The organism is Monashia sp. HAY1-11D, assembly GCF_056868035.1.
The window spans coordinates 3782071-3802985 of sequence record NZ_CP200320.1; the positions used below are offsets into that span (position 1 = coordinate 3782071).

The 20915-nt window shown below is 71.3% G+C and carries 20 protein-coding genes, 1 pseudogene and 1 riboswitch; of the genes and pseudogenes, 16 read left to right on the forward strand and 5 right to left on the reverse strand.

What is annotated here, in order from left to right; all coding sequences use genetic code 11:
- The first annotated feature begins 268 nt into the window (after positions 1-268).
- Positions 269-1309: a multicopper oxidase domain-containing protein gene (locus AC1VM9_RS17535; protein WP_483123538.1), complete on the forward strand. Its 1041-nt coding sequence runs from the start codon at positions 269-271 to the stop codon at positions 1307-1309.
- Positions 1310-1486: 177 nt separating this feature from the next.
- On the opposite strand, the gene AC1VM9_RS17540 is transcribed toward AC1VM9_RS17535, so the two are convergent.
- The 3 genes from AC1VM9_RS17540 to AC1VM9_RS17550 are packed head-to-tail and all read right to left on the reverse strand — an operon-like array spanning position 1487 to position 4967.
- Positions 1487-2977, reverse strand: a complete 1491-nt coding sequence (locus AC1VM9_RS17540) for an aldehyde dehydrogenase family protein (protein ID WP_483123540.1) — start codon at positions 2975-2977, stop codon at positions 1487-1489.
- 14 nt (positions 2978-2991) lie between these two features.
- Positions 2992-4266, reverse strand: coding sequence for an NAD(P)/FAD-dependent oxidoreductase (locus tag AC1VM9_RS17545; protein ID WP_481341519.1), 1275 nt, complete (start codon positions 4264-4266; stop codon positions 2992-2994).
- A gap of 26 nt (positions 4267-4292) precedes the next feature.
- The gene (locus AC1VM9_RS17550; RefSeq protein WP_481341520.1) at positions 4293-4967 is read right to left on the reverse strand and encodes a haloacid dehalogenase type II; all 675 of its coding nucleotides are present in this window, start codon (positions 4965-4967) and stop codon (positions 4293-4295) included.
- Positions 4968-5252: 285 nt separating this feature from the next.
- Here AC1VM9_RS17550 and AC1VM9_RS17555 point away from each other — a divergent pair.
- From AC1VM9_RS17555 to AC1VM9_RS17575, 5 genes and pseudogenes are all read left to right on the forward strand, one after another.
- A pseudogene (locus AC1VM9_RS17555) lies at positions 5253-5375 on the forward strand (GntR family transcriptional regulator); the annotation flags it as partial.
- 12 nt (positions 5376-5387) lie between these two features.
- Entirely contained in the window at positions 5388-5861 is a 474-nt protein-coding gene (locus AC1VM9_RS17560; RefSeq protein ID WP_483124042.1) for a GntR family transcriptional regulator, read from the forward strand.
- 237 nt (positions 5862-6098) lie between these two features.
- Entirely contained in the window at positions 6099-7028 is a 930-nt protein-coding gene (locus tag AC1VM9_RS17565; protein WP_483123541.1) for an ABC transporter substrate-binding protein, read from the forward strand.
- Between the two features lie 4 nt (positions 7029-7032).
- Entirely contained in the window at positions 7033-8046 is a 1014-nt protein-coding gene (locus AC1VM9_RS17570) for an amino acid ABC transporter permease (RefSeq protein ID WP_483123543.1), read from the forward strand.
- Positions 8043-8930 (forward strand): amino acid ABC transporter ATP-binding protein, encoded by an 888-nt coding sequence (locus AC1VM9_RS17575; protein WP_483123544.1) that lies wholly within the window; start codon positions 8043-8045, stop codon positions 8928-8930. The genes AC1VM9_RS17570 and AC1VM9_RS17575 overlap by 4 nt, the downstream gene beginning before the upstream one ends.
- A gap of 106 nt (positions 8931-9036) precedes the next feature.
- Here AC1VM9_RS17575 and AC1VM9_RS17580 read toward each other — a convergent pair whose 3' ends face one another.
- Both AC1VM9_RS17580 and AC1VM9_RS17585 read right to left on the reverse strand, forming a co-directional pair.
- Positions 9037-9837 carry an acyltransferase gene (locus tag AC1VM9_RS17580; RefSeq protein ID WP_483123545.1) on the reverse strand — a complete coding sequence of 267 codons (801 nt, stop codon included), beginning with the start codon at positions 9835-9837 and terminating at the stop codon, positions 9037-9039.
- Positions 9838-9894: 57 nt separating this feature from the next.
- Positions 9895-11322 (reverse strand): YibE/F family protein, encoded by a 1428-nt coding sequence (locus AC1VM9_RS17585; protein ID WP_483123546.1) that lies wholly within the window; start codon positions 11320-11322, stop codon positions 9895-9897.
- Positions 11323-11404: 82 nt separating this feature from the next.
- Here AC1VM9_RS17585 and clsA point away from each other — a divergent pair, with 82 nt between their 5' ends.
- The 10 genes from clsA (at position 11405) to gcvP (ending at position 20914) form a co-directional block, all read left to right on the forward strand.
- Positions 11405-12016, forward strand: coding sequence for a cardiolipin synthase ClsA (gene clsA, locus AC1VM9_RS17590; RefSeq protein WP_481341098.1), 612 nt, complete (start codon positions 11405-11407; stop codon positions 12014-12016).
- A complete protein-coding gene (locus tag AC1VM9_RS17595) occupies positions 12013-13041 on the forward strand; it encodes a DUF881 domain-containing protein (protein WP_483123547.1) in 1029 nt (342 codons plus the stop codon). Before clsA ends, AC1VM9_RS17595 begins: the two co-directional genes overlap by 4 nt.
- On the forward strand, positions 13038-13370 hold the full coding sequence (locus AC1VM9_RS17600; RefSeq protein WP_481341100.1) for a small basic family protein: 333 nt from the start codon (positions 13038-13040) through the stop codon (positions 13368-13370). The genes AC1VM9_RS17595 and AC1VM9_RS17600 overlap by 4 nt, the downstream gene beginning before the upstream one ends.
- Before the next feature lie 181 nt (positions 13371-13551).
- Positions 13552-14298 (forward strand): DUF881 domain-containing protein, encoded by a 747-nt coding sequence (locus tag AC1VM9_RS17605; protein ID WP_481345029.1) that lies wholly within the window; start codon positions 13552-13554, stop codon positions 14296-14298.
- Positions 14299-14409: 111 nt separating this feature from the next.
- Complete coding sequence (gcvH, locus tag AC1VM9_RS17610) at positions 14410-14799, forward strand: glycine cleavage system protein GcvH (protein ID WP_481341102.1); 390 nt, start codon at positions 14410-14412, stop codon at positions 14797-14799.
- A 294-nt stretch (positions 14800-15093) separates the two neighbouring features.
- The gene (locus AC1VM9_RS17615; RefSeq protein WP_481341130.1) at positions 15094-15531 is read left to right on the forward strand and encodes an FHA domain-containing protein; all 438 of its coding nucleotides are present in this window, start codon (positions 15094-15096) and stop codon (positions 15529-15531) included.
- A gap of 8 nt (positions 15532-15539) precedes the next feature.
- Positions 15540-16259, forward strand: coding sequence for a transcriptional regulator FtsR (gene ftsR, locus AC1VM9_RS17620; RefSeq protein ID WP_483123549.1), 720 nt, complete (start codon positions 15540-15542; stop codon positions 16257-16259).
- A 149-nt stretch (positions 16260-16408) separates the two neighbouring features.
- A complete protein-coding gene (locus AC1VM9_RS17625) occupies positions 16409-16933 on the forward strand; it encodes a bifunctional nuclease family protein (protein ID WP_481341104.1) in 525 nt (174 codons plus the stop codon).
- A gap of 180 nt (positions 16934-17113) precedes the next feature.
- Entirely contained in the window at positions 17114-17698 is a 585-nt protein-coding gene (locus AC1VM9_RS17630) for a MerR family transcriptional regulator (protein WP_481341131.1), read from the forward strand.
- Positions 17699-17806: 108 nt separating this feature from the next.
- A riboswitch (glycine riboswitch) is annotated at positions 17807-17907 on the forward strand.
- A gap of 70 nt (positions 17908-17977) precedes the next feature.
- Positions 17978-20914, forward strand: coding sequence for an aminomethyl-transferring glycine dehydrogenase (gcvP, locus tag AC1VM9_RS17635; RefSeq protein ID WP_483123550.1), 2937 nt, complete (start codon positions 17978-17980; stop codon positions 20912-20914).
- Position 20915 lies beyond the last annotated feature (1 nt).

Here is a 20915-nt window from a genome sequence, read left to right on the forward strand (position 1 = left end):
GACCACACCCTCGGCATGACCCGCCTGAACGTGTACGCCGGACCGGCCGGGTTCTACATCATCCGGGGAGGTCCGGACGGCGACAAGGCGGTCCTGGACCGCCGCAGCGGAAACGTGGCCGTGCTCCCGGGTCCGGCGCCGAGGGAGGGTGACCGGTTCCCGTCGAACAAGACGTACTACGAGATCCCGGTCGCGCTGCAGGACCGGTCGTTCAACGCCGACGGGTCACTGTTCTACCCGAGCTTCCCGCGAGTTCTTCGACGGCCTCGTGGCCGACTACATCCCGGCGGGAGAGTTCTCACCGATCTGGAACCCGGAGTTCTTCGGCAACACCATCATCGCCAACGGCGCGACGTGGCCCTACCAGCAGGTCGAGCAGCGGCGCTACCGGCTGCGCTTCCTCAACGGCTGCCAGTCCCGCTTCCTCATCCTGGACTTCAGCCAGATCGCGGGCGTTCGTGTCTGGGCCATCGGCAACGAGGGCGGCTTCCTCGCCGCGCCCGTGGACCTGACGGCCAACCACGGCAACCGTCTGCTCATGGCGCTGGCCGAGCGCGCCGACCTCATCGTCGACTTCACGAACGTGCCACTGGGCAACCATGTGCTGCGCAACGTCGGCCCGGACGAGCCGTTCGGCGGCGGGGAACCCGGCGGTGAGCCGCCCGACGGTTTCGAGGCGGCCGACCCGGACTCGACGGGACAGCTCCTGCAGTTCCGGGTCGTGGCGCCAGTGGGCCCGGACCCGACCACCCCGCCCGAGTTCCTCCAGCTGCCCGCCCTCACCCCACTGCCAGCGGCTGCGCGAAGCCGGCCACTGGCGTTGATCGAGAAGGCGGGCGTCGGCACGGATGCCGCGGGTGGCGAGGTGGAAGGACCCGTGGAGGCCGTGCTCGGCACCGCGGAGGCCGGGGTGCTCGTCGAGCGGCTCTGGATGGACCCACCCAGCGAGACCCCGGGGGTGGGCGACACCGAGGTCTGGGAGTTCTACAACACGACGGCCGACGCCCACCCGATGCACATCCACGAGGTGGCGTTCGAGGTGGTGAACCGTCAGGCGCTCGCCCTCGACGAGGACGGCGAGGTCATCCTGCCGTTGCGGCTCGACGGCCAGACGACTCCACCCGAGGCCTGGGAGACCGGGGTGAAGGACACCGTGGTCGCCTACCCCGGACAGGTCACCCGCGTCCGGGTGCAGTTCGCCACCCCCGGTCAGTACGTGTGGCACTGCCACATCGTCGAGCACGAGGACAACGAGATGATGCGTCCGTACCGGATCGGCCCACCGCAGCCCGGACAGCCCGGCGGATGACCAGGATCACCCGCGGGCGCGCGAGCGGCACGGACGACGGCGCCCCGAGCGCGGCCACCCCGCCGACCGCGCACCAGAGGGACGCCGCCTCGTCGAGGTCCGCGGTGAGGGCGCCGTCGATGAGCCTCCCCTCGGCGCAGTCGTCGGTCCCAGTCCCGCGTCTGCGGCGGTCCGGCCTCAGGAGAGCAGGTTGATGATGGTGTTCTTCGGCTCCGTCATGGCCTCGACGGCGAACTGGACGCCCTCCCTGCCGATACCCGAGCCCTTGAACCCGCCGAAGGGCATCGCGTCGATCCGCAGGTCGCTCGTGCCGTTGACGACGACGGCTCCCGCGACGAGGCGGGACGCGACGCTGAACGCCGTCTCCACGGACTGGGTGAAGACGCCCGCCTGCAGGGCGTAGTCACCCTCGTTCGCCGCGGCGACCGCGCCGGTCAGGTCCTCGAAGGGGACGATGGTCACCACCGGTCCGAAGATCTCGTCGGTGAGGACCTTCGAGCCTGCCGGGACGTCCGTGAGGATGGTCGGCTCGTAGAAGGCGCCTCGCCGGGAGCCCCCGACGCGGACCGTCGCTCCGTCCGCGACGGCCTTGCCGACCCACTCCTCGACCCGCTGCGCCTCGCCCTCGGTGACGAGGGGGCCGACGTCCGTCGTGGCGTCGAACTTGCCGCCGACCCGCAGCCGGCTGGTGCGGTCGACGGTCTCAGAGAGGAACTCCTCGTAGATCGACGTGTCGACGTAGACGCGCTGGACCGACAGGCAGTTCTGGCCCGCGACCCCGAACGCGCCGTCCACGACGGCCTCGACAGCGTGGGGCCGCACGGCGTCGGCGCACACGATGGTGGGGTTGTTGCCGCCGAGCTCCATGAGCATCTTCCGGGGGCCGGCGGCCGCGGTGATCTTGGCGGCCGTGGCCGGTCCGCCGGTGAACGAGACCAGGGCGATGCGCGGGTCGGCCACCAGCGACTGCCCGGCTCCGGCACGGCCGCAGACCACGGCGATCCTCGACGACGGCACACCGGTGCGGAGCAGCAGCTCCACGAACGCCAGGGCCGTGAGGGGGGTGTGGTCCGACGGCTTGAGGACCACCCCGTTACCACCGATCAGGGCCGGACCGAGCTTGTGCGCCACGAGGTTGAGCGGGTCGTTGAACGAGGTGAGCGCGGCGACGACCCCGACGGGCTCGCGGGTGAACCAGCCGAGCCGGTTACCGCCGCGCCTGCTCGCACCGAAGGGGATCGTCTCGCCCTTGAGGAACACCCCGGCCTCGGCGGACAACCGCAGCGTCTCGGCGCAGCGGCCGACCTCGCGCTCGGCCTCCGTGAGCGTCTTGACGCCCTCCGAGGCGATGAGATGGGCGAACCGGCCCGCCTCCTCGCGAAGCAGCCGCGCCGCCTCGTGCAGCGCCTCGCTCCGGGCCCACAGCGGCCAGTCCTCGCCCGTCACCGACTCGAGGACGCCCGACACCGCCGCCGCGACGTCCGCCGGGGTCGAGTCCGCGACGTGGCCGATGACCCGGCCGTCCTCGGGGTCGGTGACCGGCAGCGTCAGGTCGTGGCGCTGCCAGCTGCCGTTGATGAGGGCGCCTCCCGGCACCGACAGGTCGGCCACGGGCCGGCTGCCGACCTGCGCGTCGTGGCTGACCACCCGCTGGTCTGATGCGTACACGGTTGGACTCCTCGTCAGCTGAATCGGTCGACGACCTTGGCGTATCCGCCGATGATCGGAAGGAACCAGGGCGGCCCGACGTGGCCGGGCACAGCCCGGTAGGGGAGTCGCTCCCACAAGTTGCGGGAGTGCTCCCCGACCATCGACAGGGCCATCTGCTTGCCCATGTAGGTGGCCATCTGGACGCCGTGGCCGCTGTACCCGAGCGAGTAGTGCACCCCGTCGCGCTCGCCGGCGTGCACCATCTGGTCCATGGTGAGGTCCACGAGACCGCCCCAGGTGTAGTCGATGCGTGTCGAGGCCAGGTACGGGAACAGCTCGGTCATGGCGCGCTTGAGGATCGCGGCGCTCTTGAGGTCCGAGTCCGGGCTCGAGAGAGCGAACCGGGCCCGCCCTCCGAAGAGGAGACGGTTGTCCGGTGTGATCCGGAAGTAGTAGGTGAGCATCTTGTTGTCGGAGGCCTGCCGCTGGCGCGGCAGGATCCGCTGGACCGTCTCGGCCGGCAGCGGCTCGGTCACGATGATGAAGCTGCCGACCGGGATGGTCCGTCGCTGGAGCCACGGAGTGAGCGAACCGGTGTAGCCGCTCGTCGCCACGAGCACCTTGTCGGCCTGGACGATGCCTCGGGTGGTGTGCACGGCGTGTCCGCCGTTGCGACGCTCGAGCTGCGTGACCTGGGCGTTCTCGCACACCGTGACGCCGGCCCGGACTCCGGCCCCGGCGAGACCGTGCGCGAGCTTGCCGACGTGAACACCGGCCCCGAGCGGGTCCACCATGCCGCCGGCGTAGAAGTCACTGCCGATCTCGGTGTGGATCTCGTGCTTGTCGACGACGTCCACCGAGTAGCCGGCCAGGTCAGCGAGCTTTTCCTGCGTCTCGCGCATGTGGCCGACCTGCTTGGCGTTCATGGCCAGGGTGAGCTTGCCGGACCGCTGGAAGTCGCAGTCGATGGAGTGCTCCTTGACCAGCTGCTCGATGGTGTCGATGGCCCGGTTGTACTCGCCGAACATCTCGACGGCCTGGTCGCGCCCATAGCGCTTGATGGCCTTGCCGAAGCCGATGGCGAGCCCGGTCGTGGCCATGCCGCCGTTGCGGCCGGAGGCGCCCCAACCCACCGTGTGCTGGTCGAGCACGACGGCGCTGGCACCGTGCTGGACCGCTTCGAGGGCCGCGGACAGACCGGTGAAGCCGGCGCCCACGATGGCGATGTCGACGCGTTCGGGAACCGGAGTCCGGCGATAGTCCCCTGAAGGGGTCGCGGTGTCCAGCCAGTACGGGGTGAGCTTCACCTGTTGCTCCTGGGAGTGGCAGTCGGTCAGAGACCGAGGAGGTCGTTGAGCTCGTCGAGGGACGTGACGGTCGTGTAGTTGTAGGCCGGGCTCTCCGGGTCGTAGCCCCGGTCGAGGTAGACCTTGTTCGTGAAGCCCAGGTCGTCCGCCGGCATCAGGTCGTAGCGCGTGTGCGAGGAGACGTGCAGGAGCTCCTCGGGGCTGGCGCCGAGCTGGTCGAGCATGTACTCGAAGGCCTGGTAGCGGGGCTTGTAGAAGCCGGCCTGCTCCGCGGTGTACACGGCGTGGAAGTCCGCTCCGAGCTTGGGCACGAGCGCGTCGAGGTAGCTGGTGTCGGCGTTGGAGAGGATCACGAGGGGGAAGTTGTCGCCGAGCTTCTTCAGCGGGGCGGGCACGTCGTCGTGCGGCTCCCACGAGAGCACCGCGGCCGCGAACTGCTTGCCCGCGTCCTCCTGGACCTCGAGGCCCCACTTCTTGCACGTCCGTGCGTAGGCGTCGTGCAGCACCTGGTCGTAGGCGTAGAACTCGCCGCACACCTGGTCGTAGCGGTAGTTCCTGAACTGGCGGATGAAGGTCTGGATCTGGGGCTCGGTCAGGCGGTCCCCGATGAGCCGGCGCGTCGTGCTGGTGATCTCGAAGTAGATGAGCGTGCCCAGGCAGTCGAACGAGACGTACTTCGGGCGGGTGAGCTGGTTCGGCATGTTCTGTCCTATCGCTGGGGGAGCAAGGGTGGCGCCCGTTCCGAGGACGCGATGGGAATCGTAACCCGACCTTTGCAGATTGTCGACCGTCGGCAACCCGTTGTTGACAAGTTACCGAGGAGTGCGAAGATACGAGAGTGGCTGGCGCCTGCCCGAGGGCTCCGGCCCTCGTGAGGGGAGGATCGTGATGGTGTCGGGACTGAGCAGTCTCAAGGCGCTGGAACGCAAGTCGACGTCGGATCGCATCAGCGACGAGCTTCGGCAGATGATCATCGAGGGCGCCCTCATGCCGGGGAGCAGCTCGGCGAGGCGAGGATCGCCGAGCAGCTGGGGGTCTCCCGTGCCCCGGTGCGAGAGGCGCTGCAACAGCTCGTCCAGCAGAAGCTGGTGGTCGCGGCCCGCAACAAGGGCGTCTCGGTGGTGACCTTCTCGGCCGCCGACATCTGGGAGATCTACGACGCCCGGTGTGCGATCGAGAGCCACGCGGCGGCCCGGATCGTGGAGGGCCCGCCCGGTGCGCGCGCACGTGCTGTGGACTCACTGCGAACGATGCTGAGCAGGCTTGGGACAGCGGTCAAACGGGGCGACCACCGGCAGATCTCGGCCGCCGACCTCGACTTCCACATGAGCCTCGTGGCGGCGGCTGACAACTCACGGCTCGTCGATGCCTACTCGATCCTCTCGGCCCAGACGCTGACCTGCATCAACCGCCTGGAGATCGCGCTGCCATCGGGCGAAGAGGTCGTCGACGACCACCAGGTCCTGGTCGACGTGGTCGCCAGCGGCGACCGGGAAGCCGCCGTCAAGGCCGTCGAGGCGCATCTGACGATGGCGGCGGGCAACCTCGCCGCGCCGCCGGCCAGGGCGAACGGGAGCGCCCTTCGCCCCGGCTGACCCGGCCCGGACAAGCCATCCGCTCGACGGGCCCAGCCCCGACGCCCGGCCGCCCCGACGGACCGACCGACCGGTCCTTCAGGTGCTTGGTCCGGGCGTCGTGCTGTGCCGGGACCCGGCCCATGCTCGGCTCCTCCTTCTCGCACGAAAGATGGAAAGTCGTAGCCGATTGTCGACAATCAGCGATCTACATGCTTCCATATACCCCGACAAGTCCATCGCTTGAAGGGAACGATCATGAGGTTCGGAACGAAGCTCGCTGCAGTCGCCTCCGGGGCTGCGCTGACGATGACGATCAGCGCGTGCGGGGGCGCCGCCGGCGGGGCGAGCGGCGGTGCGGGTGCGGCTCCGACCGGGTCGGTGCCGGCGGTTCAGGTGGACCCGGCGGCGGTCAAGCTGTTGCCGGCGGCGGTCAAGGAGCGCGGCACGCTGACGATGGCCGCGGACCTGCACTACCCGCCGACCTCGTTCCTGGACACCGACAACAAGACCCCGATCGGCTACAACGTGGACATCGCGAACCTGCTCGCGGCCACGCTGGGACTCAAGGTCGAGGTCAAGAACGTGTCCTTCGACTCGGTGATCCCCGGGATCGCCGCCGGCCGGTACGACTTCACCGCGACGAACATGAGCCCGACCCCGGAGCGGCTCAAGGTGCTGGACATGGTCACCTACTGGTCGGCCGGGTCCTCGCTGATCGCGGCCAAGGGCAACCCGGCCCAGCTGAGTCTGGCCGACCAGTCCACGCTGTGCGGGCACCAGATCGCGGTGCTCAGCGGCTCCACCCAGGCCGAGAAGTACCTGCCGCAGATCTCCGACGACTGTCAGGCCGCGGGCAAGCCGGCGGTCGACGCGGTGGTCCTGCCCAACGTGCAGGCCGCGCTGACCCAGCTGGCCTCCAAGCGGATCGAGGGCGTCTTCTCCGACACCTCGCAGCTGGGCTGGGCCGCCAAGCAGCAGCCGCAGGCCTTCGACCTGCTGCCCCAGCAGTACAAGAAGAAGGTCGGCAACAGCATCGTGGCCCTCGGCGTGGCCAAGAACTCGCCGCTGGCCCCGGCGCTGCACGCGGCGATGCAGTCGCTGATGGCCGGCCCGGCGTACAAGGCCACCCTGGACAAGTGGGGCCTGGGCACCGGCGCCATCTCCAGCTCCGAGCTGCTGAAGTAACGCCATGGCCGGTACGACGTTGCGACACAGAGGTCCGACACCCCCCACCGGCCCCACCGGCCCCACCGGCCCCACCGGCCCCACCGGCCCCACCGGGCCGGCCGGCCCCGCCGGCTCGGTGCCGGCGGCGGCCGACAAGCCGCGGCTGCACCGCCGCGGGCTCTGGGAGTACGCCGCGTGGGCGCTGTGCGTGCTGGTCGTGGCCGGCCTGGCGCGCACCCTGACCAGCAACGAGCACTACCAGTGGGACGTGGTCGGGCAGTACTTCACCGCCCCCACCGTGCTCAAGGGCCTGGGCCTGACCCTGGTCCTGACCGCGCTGACGATGTTCTTCGGGACCATCCTGGGCCTGCTCATCGCGATCCTGCGGGTGTCCAAGGTCCGCCCGGTGCGGCTGCTGGCCTCCGGCTACATCACCTTCTTCCGCGGCACCCCGGTGCTGGTCCAGCTCATCTTCTGGTTCAACATCGCCGCGCTCTACCCGAACATCAGCATCGGCATCCCGTTCACCGACATCTCCCGCGCCGTGGACGTCAACGCCCTCATGTCGGCCACCACCGCGGCCATCGTCGGGCTGTCCCTGAACGTGGCCGCCTACCTGGCCGAGATCATCCGCGGCGGGTTCGCCTCCGTCGACAAGGGCCAGCTCGAGGCCGCCGACTCCCTGGGCATGAGCGGACGGACCAAACTGTGGCGCATCATCATCCCGCAGTCCATGCCCACCGTCATCCCGGCCGTCGGCAACCAGGTCATCGGCATGTTCAAGGAGACCTCCCTGGTCAGCGTCCTCGGGGTGGCCGAGCTGCTGCAAAGCGTCCAGCTCATCTACGCCCGCACCTACCAGACCATCCCGCTGCTGATCGTGGCCTGCCTCTGGTACCTGCTCATGACCCTGGCCCTGAGCTACCCCCAGTCCCTCATCGAGAAGAAGTACTCCCGCACCAGGACCCGCGCCACCACCGGTGCCGCACAGCCCCCACTGCCGCTGGACGCCACCCTCGGAGGTGAAGCCCGATGACCGGTGCGACCAACAGCAAGACGACCAGCAAGCCGACCAGCAGCAAGCCGACCAGCCGGACGACCGGCACACCGGACGGTGCGGTGGACGGTGCGGTGGACCGTGCGGTGGACCGCCCGGACGGGGTGGGCACGGTGTACGCCCACGGCCTGCGCAAGTCCTTCGGCCAGCGGGTCGTGCTGGACCGGATCGACCTGGACGTGGCCTGCGGGGAGATCGTCTGCCTCATCGGCCCCAGCGGCTCGGGCAAGTCGACCCTGCTGCGCTGCATCGACGGCCTCGAGGAGATCGACCGCGGCATCCTGCGCGTCAACGGCGAGGACCTCGGCTTCCGCGAGCACGACACCGCCTACCAGGCCCTGACCCGCAAACAGGTCGCCGCCCAACGCACCCGCATCGGGATGGTCTTCCAGTCCTTCAACCTCTTCCCCAACATGACCGCCCGCGAGAACGTCATGTCCGGCCCGGTCCTGGTCAAGGGCACCCCCAAGACCGCCGCCCGGCACCGCGCCGAGGCCCTGCTGGCCAGCGTCGGCCTGCAGGGCCACGGCGAGCACTACCCCTGGCAGCTGTCCGGCGGCCAGCAACAGCGCGTCGCCATCGCCCGCGCCCTGGCCATGGACCCCAAGGTCATGCTCTTCGACGAACCCACCAGCGCCCTGGACCCCGAACGCGTCGGCGAGGTCCTCGCGGTCATGAAAGACCTCGCCCACCGCGGCATGACCATGCTCGTGGCCACCCACGAGATGGGCTTCGCCAACGAGGTCGCCGACACCGTCCTGTTCATGGACGGCGGCCGCATCGTCGAACAAGGCCCCCCCACCCAGGTCCTGGGCAACCCGAAGGAACCCCGCACCCGCAAGTTCCTCGACAAGGTGCTCTGAACCCACCAGCCCCGGACAGGAGGGGCACCGAACCACGGGCGTCCCGCGTGGACGTCCGTGGTTCGGCATGTCCGGCCGGGCCGGTCGCCCCGGGCCCGGTCCGGGATCAGGTCAGGGATCGCACCGTCCTGACGACGCGCCGGGCGGTGCGGCGCGCCGTCCGCCGCAGGCCCGCCCGCAGCGCCCGGCCGCGTGCACCGACCGGCGCGGCCTGCGTGTCGATGGTGGGGTTCCAGTAGGCCGTCGACTTCCTGAGAGTGGACGCGTCCGGCTTGCGCCACGGCTTGGTCAGCGTCAGGTGCGGACGCTCCCAGGCGATGTCACGCTTGACCACCCGTGCCGGGACGCCCGCGGCGATGACGTTGTTGGGGAGCCGACGCGTCACGATCGAGCGCATGCCGACGACGGTGCCGTCGCCGATGACCGCGCCCCCCAGCACGCACGACTGGAGGCCGAGCCAGACGTGGCTGCCGATGGTGATGTCGCGTGGCGTGTTGACCCGCCTGCCCGTGCGCACGTCGAAGATCGGGTGGCCGTCGTCGGCGCGCACCTGGACGTCGGAGGCGATCATGACGTCGTCGCCGAGCGTGATCGTCGCCCCTTCGGCAGCCGACATCGACACCGTGGTCGTCGTGGAGACGTTGCTGCCGAGGCGGACCGTCGCGCCGTCACCCACGCGGATGGCGCCCATGAGCGCGGGAACACCCTGGCTCGGCCCGATCTCGCACAGGCCGTCGTCGCAGTCGAAGTCGACGACCAGCTTGCCGATGCGGAAGGGAGAGGCGATGCGCAGGGTGTTGTTCGACCCGGTGAACTTGATCTTGACGTTCGCGTCGACGCGACCCTCGAACACGATCCGGTTGCCCCGGTCGTCCTGCCAGGTCTCGAGCACGGTGACGACAGCCATGGCGGGGAGCATAGTGGCGCGGCCGAGTCGCCCCGCAGGCACGGCACGACTCGCGGCTCAGCCGCCCGCGCGGCCACCGCGCGAGCGGGCCCCGGCTCGCGCCTCCGCCCGGGTGCGTGGCGGGGCAGGGCCGCTCACGGCGCGCTCGATGGCGACCGCGCTCGGACCGTGCGCCCCTTTCCCGTCGCGGTCGTCCACCACCGGCCGTGGCGTGCCGGCCGGCTGCTCTGCGGCACCGACGGTGAGCGCGGCGATCGCCGTCGTGACGGGAACGGCGAGGACGAGGCCGATCGCCGACGCGAGCGTGCGCACGACCTCCTCCGAGAGCGACTCGGTCTGCAGCAGGTCGAGGACCGGCCGCTCATAGAGGAAGAGCAGCATGAGCACCGGCAGCGCGGCACCCGCATAGGCGAAGACGATGGTGTAGATGGTCGAGGCGATGTGGTCCCGACCGATGCGCATCCCGGAGCGGAACAGCTCGCGACGCCCCATCCCCGGCGCGGCGGCACGCAGCTCCCAGACGGCGGAGGACTGCGTGATCGTCACGTCGTTGAGGACGCCGAGCCCGGCCACGATGATGGCGCACGTCAGCAGCTCCTGGGGGTGCAGGGTCGTGACGAACGAGGACAGCGTCGCGCCCTCGTCGTCGGCGACGCCGCTCAGGCGGGCCAGGTCGACGCCGAGCAGACCCAGACCGGCCGTGATGCCGACGCCGAAGAGCGTGCCGGCGAGGGCCGTGCTCGTGCGGACGGACAGCCCGTGCGCCAGGTAGAGGACGACGAACATGATCGCCGAGCTGCCGACGACCGCCACGAGGAGGCCGGACTGCCCCTCGAGCAGAGCCGGGAGCATGAACCGGGCCACGACGAGCCCGCCGACTCCCAGCCCGACCAGGGCCAGGACGCCTCGCCAGCGCGCGACGACCGCGACCACGAGCACGAAGAGGCCGAGCATGAGCGAGAGCGGGGCACCCCGTTGGACCTGCAGGAACGAGAAGCCCTCCGGCTGGCCCTGCGCAGGGGGAGTCCTCAGCAGCTGCACGGTGTCGCCGGCGCGCAGCCCCGACTGGGACACCGCCGGAGGTACGGCGACGGTCACCGTCGGATGAACGTCCCCGGACGACGCGGTCGGGTGTTCCAGCTGCACCCGGACGGCCCCGCAGGTGGCGCCTGCCTCGGCGACGTCACCCCCCTGCCCGGCCGCCGGCCGGGCGCCGGTGGACGCGTCCTGACCCTCACAGGCGGGCAGCACCTCGAGCACCTCGGCCAGCGGGAAGGTGACCCCCGGCGCGGCGAAGTCGGTCGTGCCGACACGCCCGAGGGCACCGTGGTCGGAGGGCCAGAACCGCACGATGCCGAAGAGCGTCGCGGCCGCGGCGAGGACGACGAAGGTCGTCAGCGCGACACGGGCGAGGACGCCGACGGACACGTCCTGCTGCCGCTCGGGGGTACCTGGAAGGGCGCTGTGGCCGTGACCGCCGGACATGGTCCGGAGTGTCGCACAGCGTGTCCGGATCGATGCCGAGCGTGGCGCGCCGGGCCCGAGGGTGCCCGTTAGGCTGACCGCCGTGGGTGAGCAGAAGGACGCGGCGGACCGCGCGCACGTCGTGTCGAACGAGCTCCTGACGATCCCCAACGCGCTGTCCGTGCTGCGCCTCCTCGGGGTCCCGGTCTTCCTCTGGGCGATCCTCGCCGGACGCGACGGGCTGGCCCTGCTCCTGCTCGCGCTCTCCGGGATCACCGACTACCTCGACGGCAAGATCGCCCGGTCGTTCGACATGGAGTCGCGCCTCGGCCAGTTCCTCGACCCGATCGCCGACCGGCTCTACATCCTCACGACGCTGCTCGGGCTGGCCTGGCGCGATCTCATTCCGTGGTGGGTCGTCATCGTGCTCCTCGGGCGCGAGGCCGTCATGGGCGTCATGCTGCTGTTCCTGCGACTGCGCGGGCAGCTCGGCCTGCCGGTCCACTACGTCGGCAAGGCCGCGACGTTCAACCTCCTGTACGCCTTCCCGCTGCTGCTGCTCGCCAACCGCGACGACTGGCTCGGTGACCTCGCCCGGCCGATCGGCTGGGGTTTCGCGTGGTGGGGCATCACGCTCTACTGGCTGGCTGCGGTGCTCTACGGCATCCACGCGCGGATCGTCCTGCGCGAGCGTGCCCGGGCGGTGAGCACGTGAGCACCGGCGCGCGGCGGCCCGACGCCTCGATGACGCTGATCACCTCGATGCTCGAGCGACCCCTCGACCCGGGGTACCAGCAGGCCGCCGAGCGACGGGCCGCGCAGGGACTGCCGAGGTCGACCTCGTACCGCACGCCTCTCGTCGTCGTGCTGGCCGTGCTCACCGGGTTCCTCTTCGCCGTCGCCGCCCTGTCGCTGAGGCCCAAACCCACCGCGGCGGCACAGCTCAAGGCCCAGCTCGTCAGCCGCATCGAGGACTTCCAGAAGCAGGCCAACGCGCAGGAGACCGCGATCACGACGCTGACGCGGCAGGTGCGCGACTACGAGGCGCTGGCCCTGCAGCAGAGCGGCGGCGGTGACCTCAGCGGCCAGATCGCAGCGCTCGAGGTCCAGGCGGGCACCGTGGCCCTCACCGGGCCCGGGCTGACGCTGACCCTCGACGACGCCGCGTCCACCGAGGCGGGCGGCGACGCCGGGTCGCGCCCGAGCAGCGGCTTCGAGCAGGGCCGGGTGACGTCGGCCGACCTCCAGATCATCGTCAACGGGCTGTGGGGGTCCGGCGCGGAGGCGATCTCGGTCAACGGACACCGGCTCAGCTCGACGGCCGCCATCCGGTTCGCCGGTCAGGCGATCATCGTCGACTTCCGACCGCTCGCCCGTCCCTACGTCGTCACCGCGCTCGGCGACGGCACCGGCATGCAGCAGCTGTTCGAGCAGTCCTTCGCGGGGGTCTACCTGTCGCAGCTGACCCAGGAGTTCAAGATCCGCTCGGTGCTCAAGGTCGCCGACAGCCTCACCGTCCCCGCCGACTCCGCGTCCCACCTCGAGGTCGCCCGGCCCCTGACGCCGTCGGGCTCGGCCACCACCTCGACGACTCCGGGCGTCACGCCCCAGCGCAAGGCCGCGGCCGGCACGCCGCCGGCCGGCCCGGGCGCTGGCACCGACCGACCCGGCGCCACCGCCACCGATCGATCCGCCGTACCGACGACGAGCCTCGGCGGCAACAGTCAGGAGACCCCGTGATCCCCGTAGTCGGACTGCTCGCAGGCCTGGCGATCGGTCTGTTCCTGCACCCGTCGGTGCCGGTGTGGCTCCAGCCGTACCTGCCCATCGCCGTCATCGCGGCACTCGACGCGGTGTTCGGGGCCATCCGGGCCGTCCTCGACGGGATCTTCGACGACAAGGTGTTCGTCGTGTCGTTCCTGTCGAACGTCGTCGTCGCCGCCTTCATCGTCTTCCTCGGCGACCAGCTCGGCGTCGGCGCGCAGCTGTCGACCGGCGTGGTCGTCGTGCTCGGGGTGCGGATCTTCTCCAACGTCGCCTCGATCCGGCGGCACCTGTTCAGGGCCTGACGATGAGCCGTAGCCAACGCCAGCCCGACGGGACGCCCGAGTCGTCGCAGCCGTCCGCGTCGACTCCCGAGCCGGCAGCGGTCCCGGAGGCACCCGAGCCGGCCCCGGCAGCCGGGGCAGGCTCGTGCCGGAAGCGCCCGAGCCGCCCGCTCCGCACGGTCTTGGCACCGGGACGTCGGCGGTGACCACCGAGCCGGCCCGTCAGCCCGTCGAGGGCAGGGCGGCCTGGCACCGCCTCTTCGCGATGTCCCGCCCACGGGCCACGCGAGCCAACCTCCTCGGGGCCCTGCTCGCCGTGCTCCTCGGCGCCGGCATCGCGGCCCAGGTGCAGCTGACCAACGAGCGGGGACTGGACCAGCTGAGCCAGACCGACCTCGTCCGCGTCCTCGACGACATCTCGGTCAAGTCCTCGCGCCTCGACCAGCAGGTCCGCGAGCTGGAGGCGACCCGCGACCGGCTCAAGAGCGGGACCGGCACCGCCGCGGAGGCCCTCGACCAGGCCCAGAAGCGCGTCGACACGCTGGGGATCCTCGCCGGCACCATCGGCGCCACCGGCCAGGGCATCATCCTGACCGTCTCGGACCCCGACAAGCAGGTCACCGGTCCGGTCGTGCTCGACATCATCCAGGAGCTGCGCGACGCGGGTGCCGAGTCGATCGACGTCGGTGGCGTCCGCGTCGTCGCCTCCTCGTTCGTCGGTGACGCCGGCGGCGACCTGCTCGTGGACGGCAAGGCGATCACCCGCCCCATCGAGATCAAGGCCATCGGCGACGCCAAGACGCTCTCGTCCGCGATGACCATCCCGGGCGGGATCGTCGAGACGGTTCGCCAGAAGGGCGCCAACGCGAGCGTCATCGAGTCGGAGTCGATCCAGATCACCTCGGTCCACGAGCCGCGCCCGCTGACGCACGCGAAGCCGGTCGAGTGACCGCCCGGTCGCTGACGCGTCGCCGGCGACGTGGCATCCTCTCCCTTGCCGGTGGAGCGACGACACGTGTGCCCCACCCCCTGACCACCTCAGCGACGAGCTAGGAGCGACATGAGCGACCTCGAGTACCCCGCCGACCTGCGCTACACCAGCGACCACGAGTGGGTCCGGGTGGGCGACGACGGGGTCGTGCGCATCGGCATCACCGCCTTCGCGCAGGACGCCCTCGGGGACGTCGTGTACGTCTCGCTCCCGGCCGTCGGTGACTCCGTCGCGTCCGGGGACTCGTGCGGAGAGGTCGAGTCGACGAAGTCGGTCAGCGACATCTACGCCCCGCTCGACGGTGAGGTCACCGCCGTGAACCCGGCCCTCGACGCCTCGCCCGAGCTCATCAACTCCGACCCGTACGGCGAGGGCTGGATGTTCGAGATGCGCCCGAGCGACGCCGCCGCCGTCGACGGCCTGATGGACGCCTCGGCGTACACCGCCTCGCTGTCCTGACGTCCCACGCGCCCCACCGGAACGACCGGTAGCATCCGCGACACCCGCACGCCCCCTCACGTGCGGCCCGTCATGCCCGTCACGCCCGACCGGCCTGTACGCACCGACCGGCCCGTACACGCCGGTCGGTGTCCGGCAGGCGCGTCGGCGGGCGCGACGGGAACAGGCGTCAACTAGAGTGGTGACGCCCGCTTCGCCCCCACGACGGAGGAGGACGGCATGTCGAGCGACGACGATCACGGCACGCCTGACCGGGACGACCCGAGCTCCGACTCCCAGAACCAGGAGGACCGCATGTCGAGCGACCACTTCGACTCCGACGACACGAACGTCGAGCCGCGCACCATGCGGTTCCAGGGCGTCCCGGCCCAGGACGCCGAGCACCTGGACCCGCGCGGGCTGACCGCCGAGGACCAGGCCACGATCGAGGCGCTGCGCCCGGGTACGGCCCTGCTCGTCGTCCTGCGCGGCCCCAACACCGGTGCGCGCTTCCTCCTCGACGACCAGGAGGTCGCGGCGGGGCGCCACCCCGACTCCGACATCTTCCTCGACGACGTCACCGTGTCCCGCAAGCACGCCCTGTTCGTCAAGCAGGGTGAGCGCTACGTCGTGCGCGACGCCGGGTCCCTCAACGGGACGTACGTCAACCGCGAGCGCATCGACGAGGCACCGCTGCACACCGGCGACGAGGTGCAGATCGGCAAGTTCCGCCTCGTCTACTACGCCGCCTGACCGACGGGATGCCCACGGGGACGACGGGCGAGGCCGACCCGGCCTCGGGGCCACGCCTGACCATCGGCAAGGTCATCGCCGCGCTCTCCGAGGAGTTCCCCGACGCCACGGCGTCCAAGATCCGCTTCCTCGAGGCCGAGGGCCTCGTGACGCCGCACCGCACGGCGTCCGGCTACCGCACCTACTCGGAGGCGGACGTCGAGCGGCTGCGGTACGTCCTCGCGGCCCAGCGCGACCGGTTCTGGCCGCTCAAGGTCATCCGTGAGGCGCTCGACGCGCTCGACCGTGGCCTGACGGACGCCGGCACCGGGGGAGGGCGGCCCCGCCCGCCCGAGCCGGTCACCGACCCCGACGTGCCGGACGCGTCCGTCCTTCTCCCGCGATCGGGTGTCACGCTCACCGGGCCGGAGCTGCGTGAGGCCACCGGCATCGACCGGGCGACGATGCACGCCCTCGAGTCCTTCGGCCTGCTCGTGCCCGACGCCTCGGGGCACTACGCGCAGGACCAGCTGGCCGTCGCGGCGGCCGCGAACGCGCTGGCCGCGCACGGCCTCGAGCCCCGGCACCTGCGGCCCTTCCGCACCGCGGCCGACCGCGAGATCGGGCTCGTCGACCAGGTCCTGGCCACCCACCGCGACGACGACACGCGCCCCGAGCGGGCGGCCGAGATCGCGGCCTCGTGCATCGCCCTGCACGTCGCGCTCGTCAAGGCGGGCCTCGCCCGCTGAGCCGCCCGGAGCGGCTGGTCGATGGGCCGGTGCACAGTCTCTCTCACGCGCATCGGCGGGTGGATCGGCTTGTGGCAGCGCGCCCGTGATCCCGCCGCCGACCCGCAGGACCCCCCGACGCGAGGGCACGCGCGGGGTACGGTGGAGGAGTGAGAGAGGTCGATGTCCTGGGCGTCCGGGTCGAGATGCCGACGAACAACCCGATCGTGCTGCTGCGCGAGCGCGACGGAGGCCGCTACCTGCCGATCTGGATCGGTGCTGCCGAGGCTGCGGCGATCACCTACGCCCAGCAGGGCGTCGTCCCGCCGCGCCCCCTGACGCACGACCTGCTTCGTGACGTCCTGGCAGTCCTCGGCCACGAGCTGACCGAGGTGCGCATCGTCGCCCTCAAGGACTCGGTCTTCCACGCGGCGCTCATCGTCGACGGCTCGATCGAGATCAGCTCTCGGGCGAGCGACGCCATCGCCCTCGCCCTGCGCACCGGGTCACCGGTGCTCGTCGACCCTGCGATCCTCGACGAGGCCGCCATCGTCGTCAGCTCCGAGGAGGACGACGAGGTCGAGCGGTTCAAGGAGTTCCTCGACCACGTCTCGGCGGAGGACTTCGACGGGCCCGCCGGCGACGAGCCGGGTGGGGACCCCGACCGGCCGGGGCAGCCGGGCCAGGGGGAGTGACCAACCTTCACGTTGAGGTCGAAGGTGAAAGTGGTCGACGGCAACGGCGACACGCCGACCCCGCAGCCGCCCGGTGATTGACGCCCACCTACCCGAGTCCTACCGTCGGATAACGACGTGTGTGTAGTTATCCCGATGTCGTCTGCGCACGTCGCGCAGGCTCAGCCCGAGGAGGACGGCATGGCCGCCATGGAGAACGCACCCGAACCGGGTCGCACGGTGCCCAGCGGCGCCCAAGGTCTGCTCTTCACCGACGACCTGCCCGTCCTCGCCGAGGACATCGGCTACCGCGGCCCCACGGCCTGCCGAGCGGCCGGGATCACCTACCGGCAGCTCGACTACTGGGCCCGGACCGGCCTCGTCGAGCCCTCGGTCCGCAGCGCGACCGGTTCCGGCACCCAGCGCCTCTACGGGTTCCGCGACATCCTCGTGCTCAAGGTCGTCAAGCGGCTCCTCGACACCGGCGTCTCCCTGCAGCAGATCCGGGTGGCCATCGGCCACCTGCGCGAGCGCGGCGTCGAGGACCTCGCCCAGATCACCCTGATGAGCGACGGCGCGTCGGTCTACGAGTGCACGTCCGCCGACGAGGTCATCGACCTCGTCCAGGGCGGGCAGGGGGTCTTCGGCATCGCCGTCGGACGCGTGTGGCGCGAGGTCGAGGGCGAGCTCGCCCAGCTGCCGAGCGAGCGGCCGGACGACGACGCCCCGGCCGAGCACCCCGGTGACGAGCTGACCGCTCGCCGCCACGCGCGCCGGATGGCCTGAGGGCGCGGCAGGCACCAGGCACCGCAGCACGTCGCGCCGTCCACGAGGGCCCGCCCGGCACGTCCGGGACGGGCCCTCGGGCGTCGGCTGCTAGATTTGGTGTGCCGATCACCCTGCGTGGGAGAGTCCTCGAGGTGTCCACCACCTGCGAGGCGCCGAAGGGGCAACATTCCCCGGAACCTCTCAGGCGCCAGGACCACGCGGGCCAGGCATCTCTGGAGCTCTCGGGCGACAGACGGGGAGCGTGTGTCATCCGCTCATCCCCACCAGGAGCCCCGCATGTCGACCGACCAGCTCGCCGCCGCGACCCCGACGCCCACCACCCCCGCCGACGGTTTCGCCGACTTCGTCGGCCGGCACGTCGGTCCGCGCGCGGACGACGTCGCCCGGATGCTCGACGTCGTGGGCCAGCCGAGCCTCGACGCCCTCTGTGACCGGGCCATTCCCGGCGCCATCCGGGAGCAGGCCCCGCTGCGCCTCGAGGCGGCCGCCAGCGAGAGCGCCGTCATCGACGAGCTGCGTCGGTTCGCCTCGCGCAACACCGTGCTCACCTCGCTCATCGGCCTCGGCTACTACGGCACCGTCACCCCGCCGGTCGTGCGCCGCAACGTGCTGGAGAACCCGGCCTGGTACACCGCGTACACCCCGTACCAGCCGGAGATCTCCCAGGGCCGGCTGGAGGCCCTGCTCAACTTCCAGACCGTCGTCACCGACCTCACCGGCCTCGACGTCGCCGGCTCGTCCCTGCTCGACGAGGCCACCGCGGCGGCCGAGGCGATGTCGCTGATGCACCGGGCCACCCGGGCCAAGGCCGAGGCCGTCGTCCTCGTCGACGAGCTCGTCTTCCCGCAGACCATCGCCGTCATGCGCACCCGTGCGGAGGCCATCGGGCTGCCCCTCGTCGTCACCGACCTGCGCTCGGTCAGCGATACCGAGGCGCTGGCCACGGCGGCCGGCGGCGCCCCGGTGGCGGGCGTCGTGGTCCAGTACCCCGACGCGTCCGGGCAGCTGCACGACTGGTCGACGCTCGCGGAGGCGGTGCATGCCGCGGGTGGCCTCGTCACCGCGTGCGCGGACCTGCTGGCCCTGACGCTCGTCGCGGCTCCGGGGGAGTGGGGCGCGGACATCGCCGTCGGGAGCGCCCAGCGGTTCGGCGTGCCGATGGGCTTCGGTGGCCCCCACGCCGGCTACATGTCGGTGCACCGGGGTCTCGAGCGCCAGCTGCCCGGTCGCCTCGTCGGTGTCTCCGTCGACGCCGACGGCCACCAGGCCTACCGCCTGGCGCTGCAGACCCGCGAGCAGCACATCCGACGCGAGAAGGCGACCTCGAACATCTGCACCGCGCAGGTGCTGCTCGCCGTCATGGCGAGCATGTACGCGGTGTGGCACGGGCCGGCGGGCCTCGTCGGCATCGCACGCCGCGTCGGCGGCCTGACCGCGGGCCTGCGCGCGCGCCTCGTGGCCGGCGGCGTCGACGTCGAGACGACCGCCTTCTTCGACACCCTGACGGTCGTCGTGCCCTCCCGCGCCGACGACGTGGTCACCGCCTTCGCCGACCGGGGCATGAACGTGCGCCGCGTCGACACCGACCGTGTCTCGTTGAGCCTCGACGAGACCTCCACGGCCGCAACGGTGTCCGCCGTCCTCGCCGCCCTCGGCCTCGACGCGTCCGACGTCGCCGAGCCGGCATCGGACGGCGACGCCGGCGTGGCGACCGGTGTGCCGAGGCAGCTCGAGCGCACGTCCGAGTTCCTGACCCACCCGGTCTTCCATGCGCACCACTCGGAGACCGCGATGCTGCGCTACCTGCGCCGCCTCGCCGACCGCGACTTCGCGCTGGACCGCGGCATGATCCCGCTCGGTTCCTGCACCATGAAGCTCAACGCGACCACCGAGATGGAGGCCATCACCTGGCCGGAGTTCGCGAACCTGCACCCGTTCGCCCCGGCCGACCAGTCCGAGGGCATCCGCGCCCTCATCGACGAGCTCGCCGCGTGGCTGTGCGAGATCACCGGCTACGACGCCGTGTCGCTGCAGCCGAACGCCGGCTCGCAGGGCGAGTTCGCAGGACTGCTCGCGATCCACGCGTACCACCAGGCACGGGGCGAGGGCCACCGCCGGGTCTGCCTGATCCCGGCGAGCGCCCACGGCACCAACGCCGCGTCGGCGGTCATGGCCGGACTGACGGTCGTCGTCGTCAAGACCGCCGCGGACGGCACCGTCGACATGGACGACCTGCGCGCCAAGATCGAGGCGCACCGCGACGACCTCGCCGCGATCATGGTCACCTACCCCTCGACGCACGGGGTCTACGAGGACACCATCACCGAGCTGTGCGAGCTCGTCCACGACGCGGGCGGCCAGGTGTACGTCGACGGCGCCAACCTCAACGCGCTCGTCGGCCTGGCCCAGCCCGGCCGGTTCGGCGCCGACGTCAGCCACCTCAACCTGCACAAGACGTTCTGCATCCCGCACGGCGGCGGCGGCCCGGGCGTCGGACCGGTCGCCGTGCGCGCCCACCTCGCGCCGCACCTGCCCAACCACCCGCTCGCACCCGAGGCCGGTCCCGCGACCGGGGTGGGCCCGATCTCGGCGGCGCCCTACGGCTCGGCGAGCATCCTGCCGATCTCGTGGGCCTACGTCCGGCTCATGGGGGGCGCCGGCCTGCGGCACGCCACGCAGACCGCTGTCCTCAACGCCAACTACGTCGCCGCTCGGCTGCGTGAGCACTACCCGGTCCTCTACTCCGGCACCGACGGCCTCGTCGCGCACGAGTGCATCCTGGACCTACGGGCCCTCACGGCCCGCACGGGTGTCACGGTCGACGACGTCGCCAAGCGCCTCATCGACTACGGCTTCCACGCGCCGACGATGAGCTTCCCCGTCGCCGGCACGCTCATGGTCGAGCCGACCGAGTCCGAGAACCTCGACGAGCTGGACCGCTTCTGCGACGCGATGGTCGCCATCCGCGAGGAGATCGAGCAGGTCGGTCGCGGCGAGGTGGCGGTGGCCGACAGCGTCCTGCGGCACGCGCCGCACACCTCGATGCGCCTCGCGGGCGACTGGGACCACCCCTACGACCGCGCGACGGCCGCCTTCCCCGTCGGCGTGTCCGCGCCGGACAAGTACTGGCCGCCGGTGAGCCGCATCGACGGCGCCTACGGCGACCGGAACCTCGTGTGCTCCTGCCCGCCGCCGGAGGCGTTCGAGGGCTGAA